At 66.9% G+C, this 23,661-nt stretch carries 26 protein-coding genes and 1 tRNA gene; 4 read left to right on the forward strand and 23 right to left on the reverse strand.

The window, feature by feature from the left end:
* Window positions 1-84 precede the first annotated feature (84 nt).
* Window positions 85-771 (reverse strand): NnrU family protein, encoded by a 687-nt coding sequence (locus tag Q0982_RS14050; protein WP_299396591.1) that lies wholly within the window; start codon window positions 769-771, stop codon window positions 85-87.
* A gap of 159 nt (window positions 772-930) precedes the next feature.
* On the opposite strand from Q0982_RS14050, the gene Q0982_RS14055 reads away from it, so the two are divergent.
* Window positions 931-1,245 carry a DUF3253 domain-containing protein gene (locus tag Q0982_RS14055; protein ID WP_299396592.1) on the forward strand — a complete coding sequence of 105 codons (315 nt, stop codon included), beginning with the start codon at window positions 931-933 and terminating at the stop codon, window positions 1,243-1,245.
* 30 nt (window positions 1,246-1,275) lie between these two features.
* On the opposite strand, the gene folD is transcribed toward Q0982_RS14055, so the two are convergent.
* From folD to Q0982_RS14070, 3 genes are all read right to left on the reverse strand, one after another.
* On the reverse strand, window positions 1,276-2,217 hold the full coding sequence (gene folD / locus Q0982_RS14060) for a bifunctional methylenetetrahydrofolate dehydrogenase/methenyltetrahydrofolate cyclohydrolase FolD (protein WP_322097028.1): 942 nt from the start codon (window positions 2,215-2,217) through the stop codon (window positions 1,276-1,278).
* Between the two features lie 153 nt (window positions 2,218-2,370).
* A complete protein-coding gene (locus Q0982_RS14065) occupies window positions 2,371-2,718 on the reverse strand; it encodes a DUF167 domain-containing protein (protein WP_299396595.1) in 348 nt (115 codons plus the stop codon).
* A complete protein-coding gene (locus Q0982_RS14070; RefSeq protein WP_322097029.1) occupies window positions 2,708-3,016 on the reverse strand; it encodes a YggT family protein in 309 nt (102 codons plus the stop codon). Before Q0982_RS14070 ends, Q0982_RS14065 begins: the two co-directional genes overlap by 11 nt.
* Before the next feature lie 259 nt (window positions 3,017-3,275).
* Between Q0982_RS14070 and Q0982_RS14075 the strand changes: the two genes are divergently transcribed.
* Window positions 3,276-3,351, forward strand: a tRNA-Ala gene (locus tag Q0982_RS14075).
* Between the two features lie 202 nt (window positions 3,352-3,553).
* On the opposite strand, the gene Q0982_RS14080 is transcribed toward Q0982_RS14075, so the two are convergent.
* The 13 genes from Q0982_RS14080 to Q0982_RS14140 all read right to left on the reverse strand — a co-directional run bounded on the left by Q0982_RS14080 (window position 3,554) and on the right by Q0982_RS14140 (window position 14,260).
* Window positions 3,554-4,294, reverse strand: coding sequence for an ABC transporter permease (locus Q0982_RS14080; protein ID WP_299396597.1), 741 nt, complete (start codon window positions 4,292-4,294; stop codon window positions 3,554-3,556).
* 3 nt (window positions 4,295-4,297) lie between these two features.
* The gene (locus Q0982_RS14085; RefSeq protein ID WP_299396599.1) at window positions 4,298-4,990 is read right to left on the reverse strand and encodes an ABC transporter permease; all 693 of its coding nucleotides are present in this window, start codon (window positions 4,988-4,990) and stop codon (window positions 4,298-4,300) included.
* Window positions 4,991-5,118: 128 nt separating this feature from the next.
* Window positions 5,119-5,898, reverse strand: a complete 780-nt coding sequence (locus Q0982_RS14090; protein WP_299396600.1) for an ABC transporter substrate-binding protein — start codon at window positions 5,896-5,898, stop codon at window positions 5,119-5,121.
* A 58-nt stretch (window positions 5,899-5,956) separates the two neighbouring features.
* Window positions 5,957-6,715: an ABC transporter ATP-binding protein gene (locus Q0982_RS14095; protein ID WP_367575449.1), complete on the reverse strand. Its 759-nt coding sequence runs from the start codon at window positions 6,713-6,715 to the stop codon at window positions 5,957-5,959.
* A gap of 195 nt (window positions 6,716-6,910) precedes the next feature.
* Window positions 6,911-8,104 carry a c-type cytochrome biogenesis protein CcmI gene (gene ccmI / locus Q0982_RS14100; protein ID WP_299396604.1) on the reverse strand — a complete coding sequence of 398 codons (1,194 nt, stop codon included), beginning with the start codon at window positions 8,102-8,104 and terminating at the stop codon, window positions 6,911-6,913.
* Window positions 8,101-8,640 carry a cytochrome c-type biogenesis protein gene (locus tag Q0982_RS14105; protein WP_299396606.1) on the reverse strand — a complete coding sequence of 180 codons (540 nt, stop codon included), beginning with the start codon at window positions 8,638-8,640 and terminating at the stop codon, window positions 8,101-8,103. Before Q0982_RS14105 ends, ccmI begins: the two co-directional genes overlap by 4 nt.
* The gene (locus tag Q0982_RS14110) at window positions 8,637-9,179 is read right to left on the reverse strand and encodes a DsbE family thiol:disulfide interchange protein (protein WP_299396607.1); all 543 of its coding nucleotides are present in this window, start codon (window positions 9,177-9,179) and stop codon (window positions 8,637-8,639) included. Before Q0982_RS14110 ends, Q0982_RS14105 begins: the two co-directional genes overlap by 4 nt.
* Before the next feature lie 9 nt (window positions 9,180-9,188).
* Complete coding sequence (locus tag Q0982_RS14115) at window positions 9,189-11,183, reverse strand: heme lyase CcmF/NrfE family subunit (RefSeq protein ID WP_299396609.1); 1,995 nt, start codon at window positions 11,181-11,183, stop codon at window positions 9,189-9,191.
* Window positions 11,180-11,647 carry a cytochrome c maturation protein CcmE gene (ccmE, locus tag Q0982_RS14120; protein ID WP_322097030.1) on the reverse strand — a complete coding sequence of 156 codons (468 nt, stop codon included), beginning with the start codon at window positions 11,645-11,647 and terminating at the stop codon, window positions 11,180-11,182. Before ccmE ends, Q0982_RS14115 begins: the two co-directional genes overlap by 4 nt.
* Complete coding sequence (ccmD, locus tag Q0982_RS14125) at window positions 11,644-11,883, reverse strand: heme exporter protein CcmD (RefSeq protein WP_299396610.1); 240 nt, start codon at window positions 11,881-11,883, stop codon at window positions 11,644-11,646. The genes ccmE and ccmD overlap by 4 nt, the downstream gene beginning before the upstream one ends.
* Window positions 11,884-12,099: 216 nt before the next feature.
* On the reverse strand, window positions 12,100-12,822 hold the full coding sequence (locus Q0982_RS14130; protein WP_299396612.1) for a heme ABC transporter permease: 723 nt from the start codon (window positions 12,820-12,822) through the stop codon (window positions 12,100-12,102).
* Window positions 12,823-12,866: 44 nt separating this feature from the next.
* Entirely contained in the window at window positions 12,867-13,532 is a 666-nt protein-coding gene (gene ccmB, locus Q0982_RS14135) for a heme exporter protein CcmB (RefSeq protein ID WP_322097031.1), read from the reverse strand.
* Entirely contained in the window at window positions 13,529-14,260 is a 732-nt protein-coding gene (locus Q0982_RS14140) for a heme ABC exporter ATP-binding protein CcmA (RefSeq protein ID WP_299396613.1), read from the reverse strand. The genes ccmB and Q0982_RS14140 overlap by 4 nt, the downstream gene beginning before the upstream one ends.
* 247 nt (window positions 14,261-14,507) lie before the next feature.
* Here Q0982_RS14140 and Q0982_RS14145 point away from each other — a divergent pair, with 247 nt between their 5' ends.
* Both Q0982_RS14145 and Q0982_RS14150 read left to right on the forward strand, forming a co-directional pair.
* Window positions 14,508-15,350 (forward strand): PleD family two-component system response regulator, encoded by an 843-nt coding sequence (locus Q0982_RS14145; protein ID WP_299396615.1) that lies wholly within the window; start codon window positions 14,508-14,510, stop codon window positions 15,348-15,350.
* Entirely contained in the window at window positions 15,347-16,378 is a 1,032-nt protein-coding gene (locus Q0982_RS14150) for a HAMP domain-containing sensor histidine kinase (protein WP_299396616.1), read from the forward strand. The genes Q0982_RS14145 and Q0982_RS14150 overlap by 4 nt, the downstream gene beginning before the upstream one ends.
* A gap of 473 nt (window positions 16,379-16,851) precedes the next feature.
* Here the strand turns inward: Q0982_RS14150 and Q0982_RS14155 are convergent, their stop codons facing one another.
* The 6 genes from Q0982_RS14155 to Q0982_RS14180 all read right to left on the reverse strand — a co-directional run bounded on the left by Q0982_RS14155 (window position 16,852) and on the right by Q0982_RS14180 (window position 23,654).
* Window positions 16,852-18,087 carry a phenylacetate--CoA ligase family protein gene (locus Q0982_RS14155; RefSeq protein WP_299396618.1) on the reverse strand — a complete coding sequence of 412 codons (1,236 nt, stop codon included), beginning with the start codon at window positions 18,085-18,087 and terminating at the stop codon, window positions 16,852-16,854.
* 180 nt (window positions 18,088-18,267) lie between these two features.
* Window positions 18,268-19,113, reverse strand: a complete 846-nt coding sequence (locus Q0982_RS14160; protein WP_299396619.1) for an ABC transporter ATP-binding protein — start codon at window positions 19,111-19,113, stop codon at window positions 18,268-18,270.
* 188 nt (window positions 19,114-19,301) lie between these two features.
* Window positions 19,302-20,612: an ABC transporter substrate-binding protein gene (locus Q0982_RS14165; RefSeq protein WP_299396621.1), complete on the reverse strand. Its 1,311-nt coding sequence runs from the start codon at window positions 20,610-20,612 to the stop codon at window positions 19,302-19,304.
* Between the two features lie 125 nt (window positions 20,613-20,737).
* Complete coding sequence (locus tag Q0982_RS14170; protein WP_299396622.1) at window positions 20,738-21,817, reverse strand: branched-chain amino acid ABC transporter permease; 1,080 nt, start codon at window positions 21,815-21,817, stop codon at window positions 20,738-20,740.
* Window positions 21,818-21,832: 15 nt separating this feature from the next.
* On the reverse strand, window positions 21,833-22,849 hold the full coding sequence (locus Q0982_RS14175; RefSeq protein WP_299396624.1) for a branched-chain amino acid ABC transporter permease: 1,017 nt from the start codon (window positions 22,847-22,849) through the stop codon (window positions 21,833-21,835).
* 46 nt (window positions 22,850-22,895) lie between these two features.
* A complete protein-coding gene (locus Q0982_RS14180) occupies window positions 22,896-23,654 on the reverse strand; it encodes an ABC transporter ATP-binding protein (protein WP_299396632.1) in 759 nt (252 codons plus the stop codon).
* Window positions 23,655-23,661: the final 7 nt, after the last annotated feature.

Below are 23,661 nucleotides of genomic sequence, written 5' to 3' on the forward strand. Positions count from 1 at the left end.
CAGTATCCCAGGGGGAAAACGAGGCGGAACGGGGCCAGTTGGCCCCCTCTGCAGAACCGTCCGCGGAACCGCCTGCGGCGCCGTCTAGGGCAACGGCGAGACGCCGAAGGCCATGAGATGGACGTGCATCAGGCCCAGGTAGAGTGTCACACCCAGCAAAGGGCGCCACCAGCCGATGCCGCGCCAATCGACCTTGCCGCGCCCGGCGAGCACGGCACCGAAAGGCAGCAGGCTGGTGGTCAGCTTCATCGGCCCCCAGGCGGCCCCCAGGGCAGCTTCCCGGCGGCGGTCGATATGGGCCATGCCTGCGAAGCTCAGCACCGCAATCCCCCCCATCAGAATGATCGAGGGCAGATCGCCGTTGACCAGCAGATGGGAGACCGCCCAGAGGCCGGTTCCCCAGAGAAAGGGATGCCGGGTGATCGAGAAGATGCCGACGGCGGGCGAGCCCGTGCCCTCCGCCAACAAGCGCTCGCCCCCGACCATGGTCGGGTTGGGCGTGGTCAGGCCGGCGACGATCAGGATTGCGGCCAAGGGCATCACGATCACGGGCAGCCAATAGAGGCCCAGCGGGGTCACCCAAAGCGCAACATAGGGGGCGGCACCATAGGCGAAGAGCATCCAGGTCAAGGATGCCAGCATGACCAGAGAGTAGAACCCGCGAAACATCCTCTCGCCAAAACGGGCGATCAGGGCCGCCCGCAGCGGCGCACTGGATAGCAGGAAATGGCCCCCGACGAAGAGGGCCGCGGCGGCAATCAGCGCGTTCATTGAGCCCAACATGGCTGCAATATGGGGAGAGAAACGCAAGGCGTCCAGCGATTCGCGCCGCCCGTGCATCCGCCCTCGCGCGCGCCTTTTCGGGCCTCACGTCACGGACCGGCAGCATTCAGGCGGGACCCAAAGGGGCAGCCGTGTTACACAGCGCCGATGACTGACCATCAAGACACGCAAGCTGCCCAGGGCGTCGCCCTCGATCCCGTTGCACGGCTGATCCTGGACCTGCTGGCCGCAGCGCCGGGTGTCAGCCTGACGCCGGCCCAGGTCGCCAAGGCCTTCGCCGAGCCGCGGCGGCGGCGCAACGACCCGCCGGACCTCTGGCGCCGCTACCTGAGTGCAGTGCGCCAGCAGGCGCTCTATCTGGCGCGCAGCGGGCGCATCGTCATCCTGCGCCGAGGCCAGCCTCAGGACCCCAATGCCCCCATCAAAGGGGTCGTACGCCTGGCGCTCCCGCCCCTGGCCTAGAGAAGGCCCGCACGACCACGGGAGAAGGGCTCAGCCCGCGCCAAGGTCGGGCGGGGTCAGCCCCTGCGCGCGGCAGGCGGCGGTCACCGTGTTGGCCAGCAGGCAGGCGATGGTCATAGGCCCGACGCCGCCCGGCACCGGGGTGATCGCGCCGGCCACGGCAACCGCCTCATCGTAGGCGACGTCGCCCACCAGGCGGCTCTTGCCGCCCCCTGAAGCGTCACCGGCTGGGTCAATGCGGTTGATGCCGACATCGATGACCGTGGCGCCGGGCTTCACCCAGTCGCCGCGGATCATCTCCGGCCGTCCGACGGCAGCCACCAGGATGTCGGCGCGCCGGCAGACCGCCGGCAGGTCGCGGGTCCGGCTGTGGGCGGTCGTCACCGTGCAGCTCTCCGCCAGCAGCAGCTGGCCCATCGGCTTGCCGACGATGTTGGAGCGGCCCACCACCACGGCATCCAGCCCGGAAAGGTTGCCCAGATGGTGCTTCAACAGCATGAGGCAGCCCAGCGGCGTGCAGGGCACCAGCGGCGCCGCGGCCCCGGTCGCGCCGGTCATCAGGCGTCCGGCATTGATCACATGAAAGCCGTCGACGTCCTTGTTGGGATCGATCGCGGCGATGACGGTCTGGGCGTCGATCTGGGCGGGCAGCGGCAGTTGAACCAGGATGCCATGCACGGCAGGATCGGCATTCAGTTCGGCGACCTTGGCGAGCAGCGCGTCCTGGCTCGTGGTCTCCGGCAGGCGGTGCTCGTAGGAGTTCATGCCCGCCTCGACCGTCTGCTTGCCCTTGGAGCGCACGTAGACCTGGCTTGCCGGATCCTCGCCCACCAGCACGACGGCCAAACCCGGGGTCAGGCCATGGTCGCGTTTCAGGGTCTCGACGGCAGCCGCCACGCGGCCGCGCAGCCCCTGGGCAAAAGCCTTGCCGTCGATCACCGTTGCGGCGGCGGAAACTGCTGTATCGCTCACTGCTGACACTCCCTGCTGCGAGATCGGCCCTGCTTTAAGATCGGCCCGGCCATACCAGCCGACGCGCGCTTTCTAGACCCGTCCAGAACCGCCGTCCAGGGCCTCAGATCCGACGTCTATGGGGCCAGGATGCGGGCCCATCCCGGCGCCCTCTTACGCCGACGGCAGCTCGGCCAGCCAGTCGGTCAGCCGCTGCCGCAGGGCCGCCGGCGGCTCCGCGACCAGCACCGTCTTGCGCCGGGCCTGCCGGCCGGCTGCGAGACTGAGAGAGGATTTCGGAAGCTTCCAGGTCTTCGCCAGGAGCGCGAGAAGAGCGGCATTGGCCCGGCCCTCGGCCGGCAGCGCGGACACCCGGACCTTCAGGACCCTTGCCAGACCCCCGGTGCCGTCATCCACCACGGCGAGCCCGTCGACCCGCGTATGACGGGCGCCGGGCTGGAGACGGACATCGATGAGCAGGCCCCGGTCGGTCGCACGGACGGGGCCGCCGTCAGAGTCCACCGGCGTTGAGGCTGTATTGGACGTTGCCCAGCAGATCGCGCGCGAAATAGATGATGAGGATGAGGACAATCGGCGAGATATCGATGCCGCCCAGGTTCGGCATGAAGCGGCGAATCGGCCGCAGAGCCGGCTCGGTAATGCGCCACAGGAATTCGCCGATCATACTGACGAACTGGTTGCGCGTGTTGATCACCCCGAAATGGACGAGCCAGCTGAGAATAGCCGAGAAAATGATCGCCCAAAGATAGAGCCACAGGGCGATCTGGATGACATTGAAGAGGGGATTCAGGATGATCATTGACCCTTACTTGCATCCTTTTCCAAGACAAAGGAATGAATTCGGACAACAGCCGGCGCTACCCTATCGCCGGGACTGACCGTAAACAAGGGATTGACAGGGGGGGGTGCGATCCCCGGGCGCGGCACCCGCCATCGCAAGGCGGTGCTTGACAGCTTCCGGCCTTATCCACATTATCCGGCCGCTTGCGGGCCTTTCCGGGCCTGTGGGCGCTTCCCATGCCGGGGCCGGGAAATCGGCCTGCGGCGCCCGGGTTCAAGGGGCTGTAGCTCAGATGGGAGAGCGTCGCGTTCGCAATGCGAAGGTCAGGGGTTCGATTCCCCTCAGCTCCACCACCCTTTGCTCTTCGAGCTTCGGGTGGCAGGCCACCCGGAGGTCGTTAGACGCCAGAGTCCGTTAGACGCCGGAGTCCGTTAGACGAAGGACCGTCCTCCGTAGCCTTGGCGTAGGAGGACCGGTGCAAACCTAAGTTTCTCAGGTCCACCACCCTATCCCTAAGACTTGCCGGTCCGGGCGGGCGCCGGCCCGCCAATCCCTTCAGGCCGCCTGGCTCACCTTTGTCTTGCGCTTGGCGGTGGTTTCCTCGCGCGGTCGCAGGTGGGCGAACCAGCGGTTCTCCAGCAGCTTGAAGCCGCCGATCAGCGCAAAGGTGATGCAGAAGTAGAGCACGCCGACGGAAATGAAGGCCTCATAGGGCGTGAAGTAGCGCGAGTTGATGATGCGCGCTGCGCCCAGCAGATCGACGATGGTGATCACGCTGGCGATGGCCGAACCATGCAGCATGAAGATCACCTCGTTGGAGTAGGCCGGCAGGGCGCGACGGAAGGCGCTCGGCAGGATGACACGGCGATAGATCTGCACCTTCGACATGCCGCAGGCCCGCGCCGCCTCCACCTCGCCGTAGGGCGTGCCCAGAATGGCGCCGCGGAAGATCTCGGTGGTGTAGGCGGCGGTGTTCAGGGTGAAAGCGAAGAGCGCGTACCAGTAGGCGTCCTGCAGAAACTCGAAGGCCGGTTGCTGGCTGAGTTCGATCATGAACTGCATCTGGCCGAGGCCGTAGTAGACCAGGAACATCTGGACCAGCAGCGGCGTGCCGCGGAAGAAATAGGTGAAGGCCCAGACCGGTCCGTTGACCGCCGGGTTCTTGGAGGTGCGCATGATGGCGAAGGGCACGGCCAGGACAAAGCCGAACACCAGTGCGAAGAACACCAGGCGGACGGTGGTCCAGAGTCCCTCGAGATAGAGGTCGAAGTTGTCGATGACCGGCGTGAAATCCATGGCCTAGGCCGTCCTCACGCCGACGCTGTAGCGCTTCTCCGCCCAGCGCAGACCCCAGATGGAGACCGTGGTGAACAGCAGGAAGAGCAGCGCCACCACGAGGTAGTACACGAAAGGCTCGCGGGTGGAGCCGCCGGCCTGACCGGCGCGGAAGACCATCTCGTTGAGCCCGATGACCGCGACCAGGGCGGTCGTCTTCATCAGCACCAGCCAGTTGTTGCCGATGCCCGGCAGGGCATGGCGCATCATCTGCGGAATGAGGATGCGGAAGAAGACCTGCTGCCTGGACATACCGTAGGCGTAGCCGGCCTCCAGCAGGCCGACCGGCACGGCCAGAATCGCACCGCGGAAGGTCTCGCCCATGTAGGCGCCGAAGATGAAGCCGATGGTGAGCGTGCCCGCGATGAAGGCGTTGACGTCGATGTAGTCCTCGTAGCCGAACCACTCCAGCGCGATGTAGTTCACCAGCAACTGGCCGCCGAAAAAAATCAGCAGCATCAGAACGAGATCGGGCACGCCGCGGATCACCGTGGTGTAGACGCCGGCGATACCCTTGGCCAGGCGCGAGCGGGACAGCTTCGCGGTGGCCGTGATCAGCCCCAGAACGATCGCCACGGCCGCCGAGACCAGCGACACCGAGATGGTGATCAGCGATCCTTCGAGAATGAAGGGCAGCCTCTGGAAAAGCTCATCCATGGCCCGAGATCAGCCTGCTGCCGTGGGTCTTGAGCATCGAAGCGTCAAGGGTCGTCCTGTCAAAAAACCGAGCGCCACCGTCGAGAGACCGACGGTGGCGCTTCCGGTTCACATTGCCTAAGACCGCCTTAGCTGCCGTAGACGTTGAAGTCGAAGTACTTGTCCTGGATGGACTTGTAGACGCCGTTGGCGCGGATCGCATCGATAGCCGCGTTCAGCATCTCCCGAAGCTCGTCCTCGCCCTTGCGGATGGCGATTCCCGCGCCCTCACCGAAGTACTGCGGATCGGTGAAGTCGGGACCGACGAACTCGTAGTCCTTGCCGCTGTCGGTCTTCAGGAAGCCGTCTTCCAGCGCAATGGAGTCGGCGAGCAGCAGATCGACGCGCCCGGCGACCATGTCGAGGTAAGCTTCGTCCTGTGTGCCGTAGCGCTTCACCTCGACCTCGTCGCCGTAGACCTCGGTGACGAAGTTGTCGTGGATGGTGGCGCGCTGCACGCCGACGGACTTGCCCTTCAGGCCGTCCTGGGTGATCTCGATGCCCGAGCCCTTCTTGCGCACGAACTTGGCCGGGGTCTGGTAGTACTTGTTGGTGAAGTCGACCTTCTCCTTGCGCTCCGGCGTGATCGACATCGACGCGATGATGGCATCGTACTTGCGCGCGTTCAGCGCCGGAATGATGCCGTCCCAGTCCTGCGTGACCAACTCGCACTCCACCTTCATCTGATCGCAGAGCGCATTGGCGATGTCGATGTCGAAGCCGACCAGCTTGCCGTCCGCGGTTACCTGGCTGAACGGCGGATAGGCGCCTTCAACGCCGATGCGGACCTTTTTCCAGTCTTTGGCTTCGGCGCCGACCGCACCGACTGCCACGGCGGTCGCAAAGACCGCAGCGATGAGTTTTTTCACAACTTGCCTCCATTATGCATTCTGGTTTTGACCTTCATGTGTTCGCGGCGGAAACCCGTTACTTCAGGGTTCCTTCGAGAAACTGTCGAAAGCGCTCCGAGCGCGGATTGTTGAAGACCTCCTGCGGCGGCCCGGCCTCTTCGATGCGGCCCTGGTGCAGGAAGATGGTTTCCGTCGAGACCTCGCGGGCGAAACCCATTTCGTGGGTGACCACGATCATGGTGCGCCCCTCCTCGGCCAGGCTGCGGATGACCCGCAGCACTTCGCCCACCAACTCGGGATCGAGGGCCGAGGTCGGCTCGTCGAAGAGCATTACCGAGGGGTCCATGGCCAGCGCCCGGGCGATGGCCACGCGCTGCTGCTGGCCGCCGGACAGGTGGGCGGGGTAGTAGTCGCGGCGGTCGTAGAGTCCGACCCTCTGCAGGATCTCCTCGCCGTAGGAAACGGCCTCAGCCTTCGGACGCTTCAGCACGTGGATCGGCGCCTCGATCACGTTCTCCAGCACCGTCATGTGAGACCACAGGTTGAAGCTCTGAAACACCATGGCAAGGCGCGCGCGGATGCGCCGGATCTGCTCCGCGTCCTCGGCCACCAGACCCTCACCGTGCTTGCCGGGAACCAGGCGCAGCGTCTCTCCGCCGACCGTGATGCGGCCGGCATTCGGATTTTCCAGAAGATTCACGCAGCGCAGGAAAGTGCTCTTGCCGGAGCCGCTCGACCCAAGCATGGCAATCACGTCGCCTTCGCGCGCCGTGATCGATACGCCCTTCAGCACCTCCAGATTGCCGAACGACTTGTGGACGTCTTCGGCCTCCAAAGCCGCCGGTGCGGCGGCTGCTACGGGGCCCGTATCCGCCAATGCCACGCTGGTTCTAGCTCCCTGTCCCGACGCGCCTCTTGCGTGACGCTTTGGTGTCGACGGTAAGGCAGGCGGGTGGTCCGTGCCAAGCAAAACCTTTGCCTGCGCAGGGTCTCCGGGGCGCAGTGGACAGCGCCGCTGCGTGCGGAATGGTTAAGGCAGGGTGGCGCGCAGGGCCTCCAGCCGCTGCTGGAGCGCGGCGCGCCCGGGCGTATCGGCGGGCATTGCCTCAACCAGCGGTGCCGCGCGTTCCAGGGCGCGGCCCGCCGCCTCGACGTCGCCGAGAACGGTGTAGGAGCGGGCCAGCTGCAGCCAGCCTTCCGGGTTGTCAGGCTGTTCTTCCAGCCGGGCGGCAAGGCCCTCGACCATGGAGCGAATAAACTGGTCGCGTTCTTCCGGAGAGAGCGCCTGCATCGCCTCGATATCGGCGGCGCTGGGCCCCCGCGGCGCCTCATTGCCGGCCCCAGGGGCTGTCTCGGGGATCGTCTCGGGGGTCGCTTCGCCGAGGCTGGCGGCAGCATTGGCGATCTGGCGTTCGAGCAGCGGACGCCAGGGGGCGTCGGGCGGCGAGTCGGCCTCCAGCCCGCGCCACACCGCCAGCGCGTCGGCCAGGCGGTCGTCCTGGGCCATCGCCATGCCGGCGTAGTAGCGCGCCCGCGGGTTGGCGGGATCCATCTCGATGGCCCGGGCAAAGGCGAGGCGCGCATCGCGGCCGACCTGGCCGCCGGCCTCGGCCACCAGGACCTCGCCCAGGGAGGCATGCACCTCGGCGCCGCCGCGCCCGAGTTCGATGATCCGGCGGTAGGCCTCAGCCGCCTGCCCGTAGCGGGCCATGCGCTCGTAGACCCGGGCCAGCACGAGCCAGCCCTCGGCGTCCTCGGGATTGCCGGCCAGCCGCGCCTCCAACTGGGCGACCAGCATCTCCGCCTCCTGGCTGCTGCCCCCCTGGCGCTCGGCGAAGGGCAGACCCGGCAGGCCGGGGGTACCGTAGCCGAGATAGATCCCAACCCCGGCCAGCGGCATCAGCAGGACGATGAAGGCTGCGCCGAGACGCCGGAACAAAGGCGCCGAAGACGCCGTGCTGCCGCCGGCCTGTGCCTCCGCATCGCTGCGCAGCAGACGGCGTTCGACTTCGCGTTTGGCCGCATCGGCCTCCTCCGCGGGCAGCAGACCGCGGCGCTGGTCTTCCTGAAGCTCGCGGAGCTGATCGCGGTAGACCGTCTGGTCATAGGCTGAACGCGCGTCATAGCCCTCTGCGTCGGGATCTGCGGGCCGCCGCAGCAGCGGAAGGACGAGCACCGCGACGACCAGCGCGGTCAGCGCGGCGGCAAGGAGCCAGAAGATCATGAGCGCTCCGCCGTGTCCTTCTGAGACTGGCCCGGCTGAGCGTGAGCCGGAGCCCCCGCATCCGATGCATCAGCCGAGTCCAGGAGCCGCGCCAGCCGCGCCTCCTCTTCGGCGCTGAGCGGCTGAACGGCTGAGGCCGGGCGGCGCTGGCGGCGCAGGAAGAAAAAGACGCCGAGAATGCCCAACACCGTGATCACCGCCGGGCCGAACCAGAGGACGTAGGTGCCGGGCTTCACCGGCGGGCGCAACAGGACGAAATCGCCGTAGCGCGCCACCAGATAGTCGAGCACCTGCTGATCGCTGTCGCCGGCGACCAGGCGCTCGCGCACCAGAATGCGCATTTCCTTTGCGAGCTCGGCGTTGGAGGAGTCGATGGACTCGTTCTGACAGACGACGCAGCGGATCTCGTGGGAGAGGTCGCGCGCGCGCTGTTCCAGCGCCGCATCGGCAAGCACCTCGTCGGGCTCGACGGCAGCAGCCGGCAGCCCGAGCGACGCTGCGACGACAAACGCAAGCGCGGCAATGAGACGTTTCATTGTCTGAGCGCGCGCAACATGGGTTCGACTTCGTCCTCGATCAACTGGCCGAGGATCGGCCCGCGGTGGTGGTAGCGGATGCGCCCCTCGCCATCGAGGATGAAGGTCTCCGGCACCCCGGAAACACCCCACTCTACCGCGCCGCGGCCACTGTCGGCGCCGATGCGGCTGTAGGGGTTGCCCAACTCTTCGAGCCAGGCCACAGCGGCTTCGGGCTTATCGCGGTGATTGATGCCGTAGAGCGGCACGCCGGTGCGCGCCGCCAGGTCGGTGAGATAGGGATGTTCGGCCCGGCAGGGCACGCACCAGGAGGCGAAAAAGTTCACCATCACCACTTCGCCCTTGCCGAGATCGGCGCTGGCAAAGCCCGGCTGCTCAAGCCCCGGCACCGGCGGCAGGTCGAAACTGGGCGTCGGCTTGTCGACCATCGCCGAAGGCAGCGCCTGGGGATCGCGGTCGGGCGACAGCCCCCAGAGGAAATAGCCGGCCACCACGAAGAAGAGCAGCAGGGGCAGCAGAAGCAGAAGCCGTTGGATCATCACCGCCTCCTACTCCGCAGGCGCAGGATGGCCGCCGGCGGGGACCGCCTTGGCCTTGCGGCTGGGGGCGCCGATACGCAGGCGCCGGTCGCTCAGGGAGACGAAACTGCCGAGGACCATGACGATGCAGCCGATCCAGATCCAGGGCACCAGCGGCTCATGGAAGATGCGTACCGCCCAGCCGCCGCGCCCGTCGGAATCGCCGATCACGGCGTAGAGATCGACGACCCAGGTGGTATGGATCGCCGCCTCGGTGGTCGGCATGTTCTGCACGGGATAGAGACGCTTCTCCGGGGTCAGGACCGCCACCGGCCTGCCGTCGCGGGTGACGGTGATCTGGGCCCGGTCGGCCAGATAGTTCGGGCCCTGGATCTGCTCGACGCCGTCGAAGCGATAGTCGTAGCCGGCAACCTGCATGGATTCGCCGGGGCGCAGATTGCGCACCTCTTCCAGGTTCCAGACCGAGGCGCCGATCATACCGGCTGCGGCGATGGCCATGCCGGCATGGGCCAGGGTCATGCCGTGGGCCGCCCGCGGCAGGTTGCGCGCCCGGCGCCAGCTGTCGCCCAGCGGCGCGCGGAACAGCTTGATGCGCTCGCACCACTCCACAAGGCTGGCGACGAACAGCCAGGCCACCAGCCCCATGGCGGCCGCCGGCAGGACGGGCCAGCCTTCGCGCAGGTAGAGCGTGATGGCGGCCCCCGCCAGGGCACCCAGGGCGGCCAGCTTCAGGCGCGCGAATACGCCCGCCAGGTCGGCACGCTTCCAGGGCATCAGCGGCCCTAGGGCCATGACGAAGAGCAGCGGCACCATCAGCGGCACGAATGTGACGTTGTAGAAGGGCGGGCCGACGGAGACCTTGCTGCCGTCGATGGCCTCCAGGAACAGCGGATAGAGCGTGCCAAGAAAGACCGTCGCGCAGGCCGCGGCCAGGAAGAGGTTGTTCAGCACCATGCCGCCCTCGCGGCTGATCGGCGCGAAGAGGCCGCCGGGCTTCAGCACCGGCGCACGCAGCGCAAAGAGCAACAGCGAACCGCCGACAGTGATGAGCAGCAGGACGAGGATGAAGAAACCGCGCTCCGGATCGGTGGCGAAGGCATGGACCGAGGTCAACAGGCCCGAGCGGACGATGAAGGTGCCCATCAAGGAGAGCGAGAAGGTGAGGATCGCCAGCAGGACGGTCCAGATCTTCAGGGCGTCGCGCTTCTCCACCACGATGGCGGAATGCAGCAGCGCCGTGCCGAGCAGCCAGGGCATGAAGGAAACGTTTTCCACCGGGTCCCAGAACCACCAGCCGCCCCAGCCCAGTTCGTAGTAGGCCCACCAGGACCCGAGCGCGATGCCGGCGGTCAGGAAGGCCCAGGCCAGCAGCGTCCAGGGCCGCACCCAGCGCGCCCAGGCAGCGTCCAGCTTGCCCTCGATCAGCGCGGCGATGGCGAAGGAAAAGGCCATGGAGAAGCCGACGTAGCCGGCATAAAGCAGCGGCGGATGAAACGCGAGACCGGGGTCCTGCAGCAACGGGTTGAGGTCGCGGCCGTCTGCCGGTGCCGGGAAGACTCGCAGGAAAGGATTGGAGGTCAGCAGCGTGAACAGCAGAAAGCCGATGCCGATCCAGGCCTGCACGCCCAGCACCCGTGCCTTGAGGCTGGGCGGCAGGTTGCCGCCGAAGAAGGCGACCATGGAGCCGAAGAGCGCCAGGATCAGGATCCACAGCACCATGGAGCCTTCGTGATTCCCCCACACGCCGGTGACTTTGTAGAGCATCGGTTTGGCGGAGTGGGAGTTCTCCGCCACGTTCACCACGGTGAAGTCGGAGACCACGTAGACGTAGGTCAGCGCGGCGAAGGAAAGCGCCACCAGCACCAGCTGCATCAGCGCCGCCGGGGCGGCCAGGGACATCCAGGGCATATAGCCGCGCGCCGCACCGACCATGGGCAGGCTGCCCTGCACCACCGCGGTCAGCAGCGCCAGGATCAGTGCGAAGTGTCCGAGCTCTGCGATCACTGCGGGATCTCCTCGCCGTGGCGCCACTGCCCGGAGGCCTTCAGCGCATCCACCACCTCGCGCGGCATGTAGTTCTCATCGTGCTTGGCCAGCACCTCGCGGGCCGCGAAGGTGCCATCGCCCTGCATGCTGCCGGTGGTCACAACGCCCTGCCCCTCGCGGAACAGGTCCGGCAGGATGCCGACGTAGGAGACCGGCACGGATTCGGCAAGATCGGTGATGCGGAAGGTCACCGAAAGACCGTCGGCGGCGCGCTCGACCGAGCCCTCCTCCACCAGTCCGCCGAGGCGGATGCCGCGGTCCGGCGCCGGCGGCTCGGCGATCAATTGGCTGGGGCTGCGGAAATGGTCCAGGTTCTCGTCCAGCGCCGCCAGGACCAGGGCCGTCGCCGCGCCGAAAACCACCAGCGCCGTAAAGACGATGGTCAGACGCCGGCGCTTGCGTGTCATACGTCCAGGGCTCAAGAGGCCGCCTCCTCCGATCGCTCGTTCTCTCTGCTCCGCGTCACCGTGGGGGCGTCGCCGGGCGCAGCGGCGGCAAGACTGCCGCCGCGCGGCCGCCGCGTGGCCCCTTCGGCCTCCAGCGCGGCCAGACGCCGCTGTCGGGCCCTGAGCTGCCGCAGGGTCGAGAGCAGAAGCCCCAGCATGACCACCAGGGTCAGGCCGAGCGAGGGCCAAACGAAGGCCGCATAGCCGCCCATCTGAAAAAACGCTGCGATCTCTCTCTTCCTTTCCTTTGGGTCCTTTGGGGCGGGCCGCCGCTCCTCTGGCTTGTTTTTCGCGTCGGGCCGTCCGCAGAGCCGACCCGACGTCAGGAAAATCTATGACCTCCGCCCATTTGCGTCAGTTACATTTGCGTGAGTGCGACCGAAGGGCGCAGAAGCCCACACCAGCCGACATCCCTTTCCTTCTCCCGCCTAGCTCGCCTTCAGGCGCGCCAGGTCCAGCGCCCGCAGCCGTGCCGCGATCAGCTCGCTTTTGATCCTCAATAGGACAACGGTCACATAGTAGAGCTTGAAGCCCACGGCGGTGATCAAAAGCGGCCAAAGCATCGAGGGGTGGATGGTCGGCCCGTCGAGGCGAAACACGGAAGCCGGTTGATGCAGGGTTGCCCACCAGTCCACCGAAAACTTGATGATCGGGATGTTGATGACGCCCACCAGAGCCAGGATCGCTGCGGCGCGGTAGCCGCGCTGCTGGTCGTCGAAGGCGTGCATCAGGGCCATATGGCCGAGATAGAGGAAAAACAGGATCAGCATCGAGGTCAGCCGGCCGTCCCACTCCCACCAGGTGCCCCACATCGGCCGCCCCCAGAGCGAGCCGGTCACCAGGGTCAGGAAGGCGAAGCCGGCGCCGATGGGCGAGGAGGCCTTGGCCGCCAGATCCGCCAGGGGATGGCGCCAGATCAGCGCCACGGCGCTGGCCACGGCGATGGCGACATAGATGAACATGGCCATCCAGGCCGAGGGCACGTGGACGTACATGATCCGCACGCTCTCGCCCTGCTGGTAGTCCGGCGGGGCCACGAAAAGCGCCATGTAGAAGCCGACGCCGAGCGCCGCCGCCGTCGCGACCGCCACAAAGGGCAGCACGCGGTCGGCGATGCGCGTGAAACGGGCCGGATTGGCGAAGCGGTGCATTTCCCTGTCCTAGGCTTTCCCAATAGTTAGTGCGTTGACTGAGATCATTCCAGCGCCTGTCTGAGCGCGGCAGCGGCGGCCAACGGCGCCACCAGCAGCATGACGAGCAAGAGCGCCCCCAGCAAGAGCAGGTCGGGGCGCGCCGAGAGGCCGCTGAGGGCGGATTCCGTGGCCCCGACCCCGAAAATCAGGGGCGGGATGTAGAGCGGCAGCACCAGCAGCGGGATCAGCACGCCGCCGCGCCGCGCGCCCAGGGTCAGCGCCGCCCCCACGGCGCCGATCAGGCTCAGCACCGGGGTGCCCAGCAGCATGGCCAGCAGCAGGGTGAGGAGCCCGGCTGGTTCCATGTGGAACAGCAGGGCCAGGAGCGGCGCCGCCGCGATCAGCGGCAGGCCGGTGGTCAGCCAGTGCGCGGCGACCTTGCCGAGCACCGCCACCTCCAGCGGCAACGGCGAAAGCAGCAACTGCTCCAGGCTGCCGTCCTCGAAATCGGCCAGAAACAGCCGTTCCAACGAGAGCAGGACAGCCAGCAAAGCGACCACCCAGATGACCCCGGGGGCGATCTGCCGCAGGGTGGCCGCCTCCGGCCCGACGCCAAAGGGAAAAAGCGTCGCCGTCAGCACGAAGAACAACACCGCGAGCCAGGCATCGGCGCTCTGGCGCAGGGCGAGGCGCAGGTCGCGCCCGATGACGATGACCAGGCCCTTCACCAGATCATCTCCGGCAGGGGTGGCGGCGCCAGCGCATCGAGCGACAGCGGCAGAGCATCCGGCAGGTCCAGCGCGGTGTGGGTGGCGACGATCACGGACCCGCCGCGCGCCCGGTGGCCGGCGATGGCGGCCGCCAGTCGGCCGACCGAGGCATGATCGAGGCCCACCGAGGGCTCGTCCAGGAGCCAGAGTGCCGCCGGCTGCGCCAGCAGGCGCGCCAGGGCCAGGCGGCGGCGCTGGCCGGCGGACAGCAGCCGCCCGGCCACATCGGCCAGATCGCCGAGCGCGAAGTGATCCAGCGCCGCTTCCAGGCGGCCGGATTCACCCAAGACGGAGTCGTCCGGGACGGCCTCACCACCGCCCGCATCCTCCGCGGTGGCCCCGTCGCCCTCCGCTCCCTGGCCCTCTGCTCCCTCCCGCAGGCTGGCCCAGAACCGCAGGTTTTCGCGCACGCTCAGCACCGGTTTCACCGCGTCGAGATGGCCGAGGTAGTGCAGTCTGGCGGCATGGGCGCCCGGGTCCTCGCCGACCGGCTGGCCGTCCCAGAGGATTGCACCGCCGGCCGGGCGCAGCAGCCCCGCCAGCATGCGCAGCAGACTCGACTTGCCGCTGCCGTTGGCCCCGGTCAGCAGCAGCGCACCGCCGGCAGGCAGTTCGAAAGACAGCCCGGCAAAGACGTCGCGGCCCCCGCGCCGGCAATCGAGGTTTCGACCTTCAAACAGTGTCATGTCTCGGAAATCACACCCCGGCAGAGAGCAAGCCTTGCCGCGAGCGGTGCCGGCTGCGGCGGCTGGTATAGCAGATTGTCCGCGCGCGCCACCAGAGGGGGTCATGGCCGGGGGTGACCAAGGGGTCGCACAACCGCGGAATTCCTAATCAAACCTTATAGATGAAACGGAATATTAAGGATGCCTGATGCAGATTCGAAGGGTCCAAAGACCAGCCAGACGCCGTCATCGCCGGGACCGTTCATCCGTGTCTGTCAGACCGATCATCATTGCCGAGGACAACGACAAACTGCGGCGCCTCTATTCAGAGATGCTGGAGGCCGCCGGATTCAAGGTGATGCATGCCAGCGATGGCGAAAAGGCCATCAGCCTGCTGCACAAGATCGTCAATCCCCAGCTCATCATCCTGGACGTGATGATGCCGCGTCTCGACGGCATCCAGACCTGCGCGAGGATCCGCAAGATGCAGGGCCTGCGCCCCTGCCCGATCCTGTTCCTGACCGCCCTGGACAGCCCCGAGACGATCCTGGAATGCCTCAACGCCGGCGGCGACGACTACGTCGTGAAGTCCGCCCCCATGGCCGAACTGGTGGAGCGGGTTCAGTATTGGGCGCGCAAGGGATCCTCGGAAGAGGGGGCCGAGCGCCGCAAGAAGGCGATCAAGGAGCTGGAATCCCTGGCGACGGAGCAGGACGGCTTGGGCAGCGCCGGCGCCGCTGACGAAATCGCCCAGGAAAGCGCCGCCGTCGAGCTGATCGCCGCTTTCATCGAAGAGACCGACGAAGCCTTTAACGAGAAGGTCGATACCTTCTACCGCTTCGGCTACCTGGTGAGCCTGGTCAGCACCTATCTGAAGACCAACAGCGCCCAGGACCGCCGCTTCGGGCGCGTGGTGCGCAATCTGGTCTACCGCACCGGCTTCGTCGATCGGAAGGAGATCGACGCGATGCTGGACAACTACGAGCGTATCGTCAGTCAGGCTCAGTTCCAGCAAGGCTGGAAGCATGGCCAGGACGTCGCCGTAACCATCGGCGTTCCCGATGCACCCCGCCCAGGTACAGGAGCGGACCAGGAGCCTGTTTCCTCATGACCGGCGCCGTCATGGCGCTCGACACCGCCTGGCCGTGGATTGCCGGCCTTGGCGCTCTGCTGTTTCTTCTCATCGCCGCGCAGGCCGTTCTCTTCCTGAGGCAGACCGATGCCCTGCGCGCACTGGCCGCCCGTCAGGACCGGATCGAGGCGCGGGAGCCGGGCGCCGCCACCCAAGACTCCGTCGCCGCCCAGCAGCGCCGGCTGGATGAGGCGCTGGAAAACCTGCGCCAGGCGCGCGACAAGGCCAGCCGGGCGGACCGGGCCAGCCAGGCCAAGTCCGCCTTCCTCGCCATGATGAGCCACGAGCTGCGCACGCCGCTGAGCGCCATCATCGGCTTTGCCGAGATGATCGAGCAGCAGGCCATCGGCCCGGTGGGCAACACCAAGTACCGCGACTACGCGACCGACATCCGCCAGTCCGGCCAGCACCTGCTGGGGATCATCAACGACATCCTCGACCTCTCCAAGGTGGAGTCCGGCCGCGAGACCCTGCAGGAGCAGACCATCGCGCCGGAAGAACTGTTTGACGGCGTGCGCGCGCTTCTCGCGGTCCGCGCCCAGGACGCCGGCGTGACACTGACCTTCGACGTGCCCGAAGACCTGCCCGCCATGCGCGCCGACAAGCGCCGCCTGACCCAGATCCTGGTGAACCTGCTGTCCAATGCGGTGAAGTTCACCCCGGCCAGCGGCGATGTCACTCTGCGCTGTTGGGCCACCCCGGGCAGCGGCGTGGTCTTCCAGTCCATCGACAGCGGCATCGGCATCGCGCGGGAAGACATTCCCCTGGCGCTCTCGGTCTTCGGTCAGGTGGAGAACGACTGCGAACAGCAGGGCACCGGCCTCGGCCTGCCGCTCGCCAAGGCACTGGCGGAATTGCACGGCGGCACCCTCGACCTGCAGAGCGAACTCGGCCGGGGCACCACGGTCACGCTGCGCCTGCCCGCCTACCGCATCGTTGACCCGTCGCCTTCCGAAGAATCGCCGGAAGACGATGCAGAGACCCTGCAGCAGGCTGCAGCCGGCTAGAGCGGACAGAACGTCCTGGAAATCAGAAAGTCTTTGGAAAAGCGGGCGGTCCCGCTGGCTTGGGGCCCCTACGTGGGGTACGAGACCGCCCGTAAGTGGAGCTTTCGGAAAAGTGCGGGGCGGCCACGCGTGGTCGGGGCACATGGCCGCCCCTCTTAGTCACCAGCGTTTTGGGGCAATATCTCGAGGATCGCTGGCCTCCTCGACACAGAGAGGGGAAGTCTCCGTGACTAGAAAGCTAGGCAGCGATTGCGGTTTGATCTGGCCGCAAATGCGGCGAGATTGTGATTTCTGTCCCGAATGGGCCGCGGCGGGCAATCAACCGGCCGGCGGCGCACCCCCCTCACCCTCCCGCTGACGCGGGCCCCTCCCTCTCCCCCGCGGGGAGAGGGTTGCGCAGCCTTGGCAAGACCGAAGGTCGAGCCTAGGTGAAGCTGGGTGAGGGGGACGGCCTGAGTCCGCCTGCCCCCGCCTCAGCCGTAGCTGCGCTGGTCGTCGATGACCTTGCCGTCGTTGGGCAGACTGCCGGGGGCCACCGCCTCCACCGCGCCGGTCACCTTGCAACAGGCCTTCAGGCTCTCGGTGATGGCGGCCACCAGGGCAGCATCGGCGCCGGTCTGCACCTCGCAGTGCAGGGTCATGGCATCGGCATCGCCGTCGCGGGTCACCACCAGGCGGGCGCGGGCGATCTCGCCATGGCGCTTCAGCACCGCCGCCACCTGGGCCGGCTGCACGAACATGCCCTTCACCTTGGTCGCCTGGTCGGCGCGGCCCATCCAGCCCTTGATGCGCGGCGCCGTGCGCCCGCAGGGGCTCTGGCCCGGCAGGATCGCCGAGAGATCGCCGGTGGCGAAGCGCACCAGCGGATAGTCGGGATTGAGGGTGGTGACCACCACCTCGCCCACCTCGCCTTCCGGCAGCGGGTCGCCGGTGCCGGGGCGCAGGATCTCGACGATGATTTCCTCGTCGAGGATCATGCCCTCCCGCGCTTCGGACTCGTAGGCGATGAGCCCCAGGTCCGCCGTGGCATAGCACTGCAGCACGGCGACGCCGCGCTCCGCATAGGCCTGGCGCAGTTCCGGGAAGAGGGCGCCGCCGGAAACCAGCGCGCGGGTGATGGAGCTGCAGTCCAGACCCATCTCCTGGCCCTTGTCCAACAGCACCTTCAGGAAGTCCGGCGTGCCGATGTAGCCGCCGGGGCGCAGGTGAGCGATGGCCTGGACCTGGTGCTCGCTGTTGCCGACCCCACCGGGAATGACCGCACAGCCAAGACCGCGGGCGGCCCCGTCCAGCATCCAGCCGCCCGGCGTCAGGTGATAGGAAAAGCAGTTGTGGACGATGTCCCCGGGGCGGAAGCCGGCGGCGAAGAGCGCCCGCTCCAGGCGCCAGAAACCCTGACGCGGCCCTTCGAACTCGTAGATCGGTCCGGGCGAGGCGAAGAGGTGCGCCGCCTCTCCCGGGGCCAGGGCGGCCAGCCCGCCGAAAGGCGGTGCCGCCTTCTGCCGCTCGATCAGGTCGGCCTTGCGGGTGACCGGCAGCGCCGCCAGCGCGGCCCGGTCGATGATCTCAGCCGCATCCACCCCGGTCAGGATCGCGCCGAAGCCGCTTGTCTTCTCCTGGGCCCGCGCCACCACGCCGGGCAGCGCCGCCATCAGAGCCGCCTCGCGGCCCTCCGCACTGCGGGTTTCGAGATCGTCGAAGTGCTCCATTTCCGTGCTCTAGCAAACCATGGGGTACATCGAATCAACAATTGACCTCGTGCTTCGAGACGCTGTGCTCCTCAGCATGAGGTCAATTGCACGAAAACCTCGCCTCACCCTGAGGAGCGGTCCGCAGGGCCGCGTCTCGAAGGGTGACTTCGGCGCGCGCCGCTTATCCTTCTCACGATTCTACAGCCAGCGCTTGCGGCGCTTGTAGTGCTTGACGTCGCGGTAGGACTTGCGGCCGGAGGCGGAGAGGCCGAGGTAGAATTCCTTCACGTCCTCGTTCTCGCGCAGCTTTGCGGCATCGCCGTCCAGCACGACGCGGCCGCTCTCCAGAATGTAGCCGTAGCGTGCGTACTTGAGCGCCACGTTGGTGTTCTGCTCGGCCAGCAGGAAAGAGACGCCTTCCTCCTCGTTCAGCCGCTTCACCGTTTCGAAGATGCCCTCGACAAGCTGCGGGGCGAGACCCATGGAAGGTTCGTCCAGCAGGATCATCTTGGGCCGGCTCATCAGCGCACGGCCGATGGCGCACATCTGCTGCTCGCCGCCGGAGGTGTAGCCGGCCATGGAGCCGCGCCGCTCCTTCAGGCGCGGAAAATAGCTGTAGACCATCTCCAGGTCCTCGGCGACCGCGGCGCGCCCGTCGCTGCGGGTGTAAGCGCCGGTCATGAGATTTTCTTCGATGGTCAGGTGCTCGAAGCAATGGCGCCCCTCCATCACCTGGACGACGCCGGACTTCACCAGGTCATTGGGCGTCAGCGCGTCGACCCGCGCACCCTCGAACTCGATGGAGCCCTTGGTGACCTCGCCGCGCTCGGCGCGCAGCAGGTTGGAGATCGCCTTCAGGGTGGTGGTCTTGCCGGCGCCGTTGGCGCCGAGCAGGGCGACGATGCCGCCGCGCGGCACCTCCAGCGAGACCCCCTTCAGCACCAGGATCACGTGGTCGTAGATGACCTCGATGTTGTTCACCGTCAGAACCGCCTGCGCCGTTTCCGGGGCGGCCGCGGTCTGCAGGTCCAGGGCTTCGCTCATGGTGCTGTCAGAGACCTCCTGCTTTACGCCATTGGTATCACGGTCGCGGGCCTTCGCGCCGCCATGCCGGGAGAAGCTGGCGGGGGACAGCCAACGACGGCCGCCCCCGCTCATCTTCCAGGCCCTCCGCCTTCAGGCGCAAGGATCAGGTGCCGGCTCCTCGGCCGCCGGCTTTTGGTTGCAGGCCCCTAGTTGCAGGCACGGGGGGTGATCCCCTTCTCAGCCGCATAGTCGGCCGCCGCCTGCTCGATCATCGGCCGCAGCAGGCCGGAGCGGTTCGGCTCGACCCAGTCGGAGACCGGGGTCCAGTTGGACCCGTCCCACTGCTGCACGAAGGCACGGCCCGTGCCCTCGTGATCGGCGCAGGTGATCTGGATGGACTCCATGAAGCCGGCCAGGCCCATGGATTCGAGCCGCGCCTCGTCGATGTTGAGCGCCTCGAAGCCGTCGCGGATCTGCTCGCCGGTGAGCGGCGTCTGGCCGTGCATGCCCTGGGCGGTGTGAATCGCCTCGGCAATCACCGCCGCGTTCATGACGCCGCGGTTGTAGAGCACGGTGCCGACCTCCTCACGCGGGCCGGTGCCGTTGCCGGCATCGTGAACCAGCGTCAGGATGTCCTGGATCGCCGGATATTCCGTGCCGGTGCCGTGGAAGTTCAGCGACTTGTAGCCGACCGCCTGGGCGCCCGCGGGCGTCACGTCCTGCTCGGAGCCGGACCACCAGATGCCGATGAAACGGTCCATGGGATAGCCCACGGCCGCGGCTTCCTTGATGGCGGGGGAGTTCATCACGCCCCAGCCCCACATCGCCGTCCAGTCCGGACGCACCTGGCGGCCGATCTGCAGCCAGGTCGCCTTTTGCTCCAGGCCCGGGTGGGCGACGGGGAAGGGATGGAAGCTGAAGCCGTGCTTCTCGGCCAGGGCCTCCAGGGTCGCGATCGGCTCCTTGCCGTAGGCCGAGTCGTGATAGACCAGGGCGATCTTCTTGCCCTTGAGGTTCTCGTAGCCGCCCTCGTTCTTCGCGATGTAATTCACGATGATGTCGGCACCCGACCAGTAGGTCGCCGGCAGCGTGAAGACGTAGGGGAAGACCGTGCCGTCGGAGGCCGCGGTGCGCCCGTAGCCCATGGAGAGCACCGGGATCTTGTCGGCGGTGGCGCGGTCGATCAGCGCATAGGTGATGCCGGTCGACAGCGGCGTGATGGCTGCCGCACCCGGGCGCTTCAGACGCTCGTAGCATTCGACGCCGCGGTCGTTGTTGTAGGCGGTGTCGCATTCCTCGTATTCGATCTCGACACCGTTGATGCCGCCCTTGGCGTTGCGCATCTTGAAGTAGTCGCTGAAGCCGTTGGCAAAGGGAATGCCGTTGGGCGCATAGGGACCCGAGCGGTACATCAGCCCGGGCACGAACTGCTTGTCGGCGGCAGTGGCGGTGAAGGCCGTTGCCGTGACCATGGCGGCCGCGCCCAGCGCGGCCAGACCGAGAGCCTTGAGTTTCATCCGTCTAAACCTCCCTTGGTTATCCTTTCAGCGGGCGATGGTCTCCCGCCCCGGCGGATCTTGTTTTGTCTCCCGCCGCGGCCCCGCCAAGACCCCGGCACGATCACCCGATTGCCCCCTGTTTGCTAATAGGGGAATGGCCAGAGGCGCAGCTTCTCCTTGGCGATCTGCCACAGCCGGGCAAGGCCGTGCGGCTCGACGATCAGGAAGAAGACGATGAGCGCCCCGAAAATCATGAACTCGATGTGCGACACCAGCGCCGTGGAGATCGTCGGGTCGATCGCCAGCATGCCGTTGTTCAGCAGGATCGGCAGCAGCACGATGAAGGCGGCGCCCAGGAAAGAGCCGAGGATCGAGCCCAGCCCGCCGATGATGATCATGAACAGCACCTGGAAGGAGCGGTTGATCTCAAAGGCCAGGGCCTCGACCGAGCCGGTATAGACGAAGGCCCAGAGCGCGCCGGCGATGCCGATGTAGAAGGAGCTGACGGCGAAAGCCGAAAGCTTCGCCCAGAGCGGGCGGATGCCGATGATCTCCGCGGCGATGTCCATGTCGCGGATCGCCATCCAGGTCCGCCCGATGCGGCTGCGCACCAGGTTCTTGGCGACCAGCGCCAGCACCGCGACGAAGACCAGCAGGAAGAGATACTTGGTGACCGGCCCGGCCTGGGTCCCGGTGATGAAGAGGCCGGGGAAGAGCTCGCGCGGCGGCGCCGAGATGACGCCGGAGGAGGAGTAGTTGGTCCACCAGTCGAACTTGTTGAACATCCAGACCAGGAAGAACTGCGCCGCCAGGGTCGCCACCGCCAGATAGAATCCCTTGATGCGCAGGGACGGCAGGCCGAAGAGCACGCCGACGCCCGCGGTGCCGAGCCCGGCCAGCAGGAACACGATGACGATGTGCAGCTCCGGAAAGGCGGTGGCCAGCTTGTAGGAGAAGAAGGCGCCGCAGGCCATGAAGCCGCCGGTGCCGAGCGAGAGCTGCCCGCAGTAGCCGGTCAGGATGTTGAGGCCCAGCGCCGCCATGGCGAAGACCAGGAAGGGCACGAAGATGGTTTCCAGGAAATACTCGTTGGCCAGCGCCGGCACGCCGAGCACGGCAATGGCGGCCATCAGCGCGATGGCGATCTGGTCCTGGCGGATCGGGAAGATCGCCTGGTCGGCGGCATAGCTGGTCTTGAACTGTCCGGCTTCGCGGTAAAGCATCGATCCGGCCCCTTCCTATATGCGCTCGATGATCTTCTCGCCGAACAGCCCCTGGGGCCGGAACAGCAGGAAGACCAGGGCCAGCATGTAGGCGAACCAGTCCTGGATGGCGCCGCCGAAGATCGGCCCCAGGAAGACCTCCGCAAGCTGCTCGCCGGCGCCGATGATGAGGCCGCCGACGATGGCGCCGGGGATCGAGGTGAAGCCGCCGAGGATCAGCACCGGCAGCGCCTTCAGCGCGATCAGCGCGAGGGAGAACTGCACCCCGGCCTTGGAGCCCCACATGATGCCGGCGACCAGGGCGACGATGCCGGCCACCGACCAGACGATCGCCCAGATGGTCTTCAGGGGGATGCCGACCGAAAGCGCGGCCTGATGGTCGTCGGCCACGGCACGCAGCGCGCGCCCGACCCGGGTGTACTGGAAAAAGACGGCGAGGCCCGCCACCAGCACCGCGCCCACCAGGGCGGCCACCAGATCGAAGGAGTTGATCAGCAGGCCGTTTTCGAAGACCCCCTCGGCAACGATGATCGGCGCTTTCGAGATGCCGATATCCAGCACCTTCACGTCCGAACCCCAGAGGGTCTGCCCGAAGCCGTCGAGGAAGTAGAAGATGCCGATGGTGGCCATGAAGAGGATGATGTGCGGCTGGTTCACCAGCGGCCGCAGAACGACGCGCTCGATGGCCAGCGCCAGCAGCACCATCACCGCGGCGGTCACGACGAAGGCCAGAGTCCAGTGCAGGCCCATCTCGATGAAGCCGACCATGGTCAGCGCCGCGAAGAGCACCATGGAGCCCTGGGCGAAGTTGAAGATGCCCGAAGCCTTGAAGATCAGCACGAAGCCGAGCGCGACCAGGGAGTACATCACCCCCTGCAGCAGCCCGGCGATCAGCACCTCGATAAAGTAACCCCAGGCGAAGAACAGCGAAGAGTCGACCGCAGCGAGACCCTTGAAGCCGAGACCGAGGGCCGCGATCAGAAGCGGCGTGACCAGCAGCCAGAGGCCAAAGCGGAGAGCCGTGGGGTTCATGCCAGACGCTTCCTCATGCCAGACGCCTCCTCATACCTGCCGCCTCCTAGTGACTGACGCCGAGATAGGCATCGATGACGTCCTGGTTGGCGCGCACCTCGTCCGGCGTGCCGTCGGCCAGCTTGCGGCCGTAGTCCAGAACCACGACGCGGTCGGAGATGTCCATGACCACGCCCATGTCGTGTTCGATGAGGGCGATGGTGGTGCCGAACTCGTCGTTCACGTCCAGGACGAAGCGGCACATGTCCTCCTTCTCCTCGACGTTCATGCCGGCCATGGGTTCGTCCAGCAGCAGCAGCGTCGGCTCCATGGCCAGCGCCCGCGCCAGTTCGACGCGCTTCTGCAGGCCGTAGGGCAGACGCCCCACCGGGGTCTTGCGGATCGCCTCGATCTCCAGGAAGTCGATGATCTTCTCCACAACCTCGCGGTGGGCGATCTCCTCGCGCTGGTTGGCGCCCCAGTAGAGCGCCTGCTGGAAGATGTTGGATTTCATCTTCAGCACGCGCCCGGTCATGATGTTGTCCAGGGTCGACATGCCCTTGAACAGCGCGACGTTCTGGAAGGTGCGGGCGATGCCCTGGCGGGCGGCCAGATGCGGGCGCATGGCCCGCCGCTCGGCGCCCTGGTACATGATGCGGCCCTGCTGGGGATGATAGAAGCCGTTGATGACGTTCAGCATGGACGTCTTGCCGGCACCGTTCGGCCCGATGATCGCCAGGATCTCGTGCTCGCGGATCTCGAAGGAGATGTCGGTCAGGGCTTTGACGCCGCCGAAGGAGAGCGTGATGTTGTCGACCCGGAGCAGGGTCTCG

Origin of the sequence: Pelagibius sp. (assembly GCF_028281305.1) — a bacterium.
Taxonomy (GTDB): Bacteria; Pseudomonadota; Alphaproteobacteria; order Kiloniellales; family Kiloniellaceae; genus Pelagibius.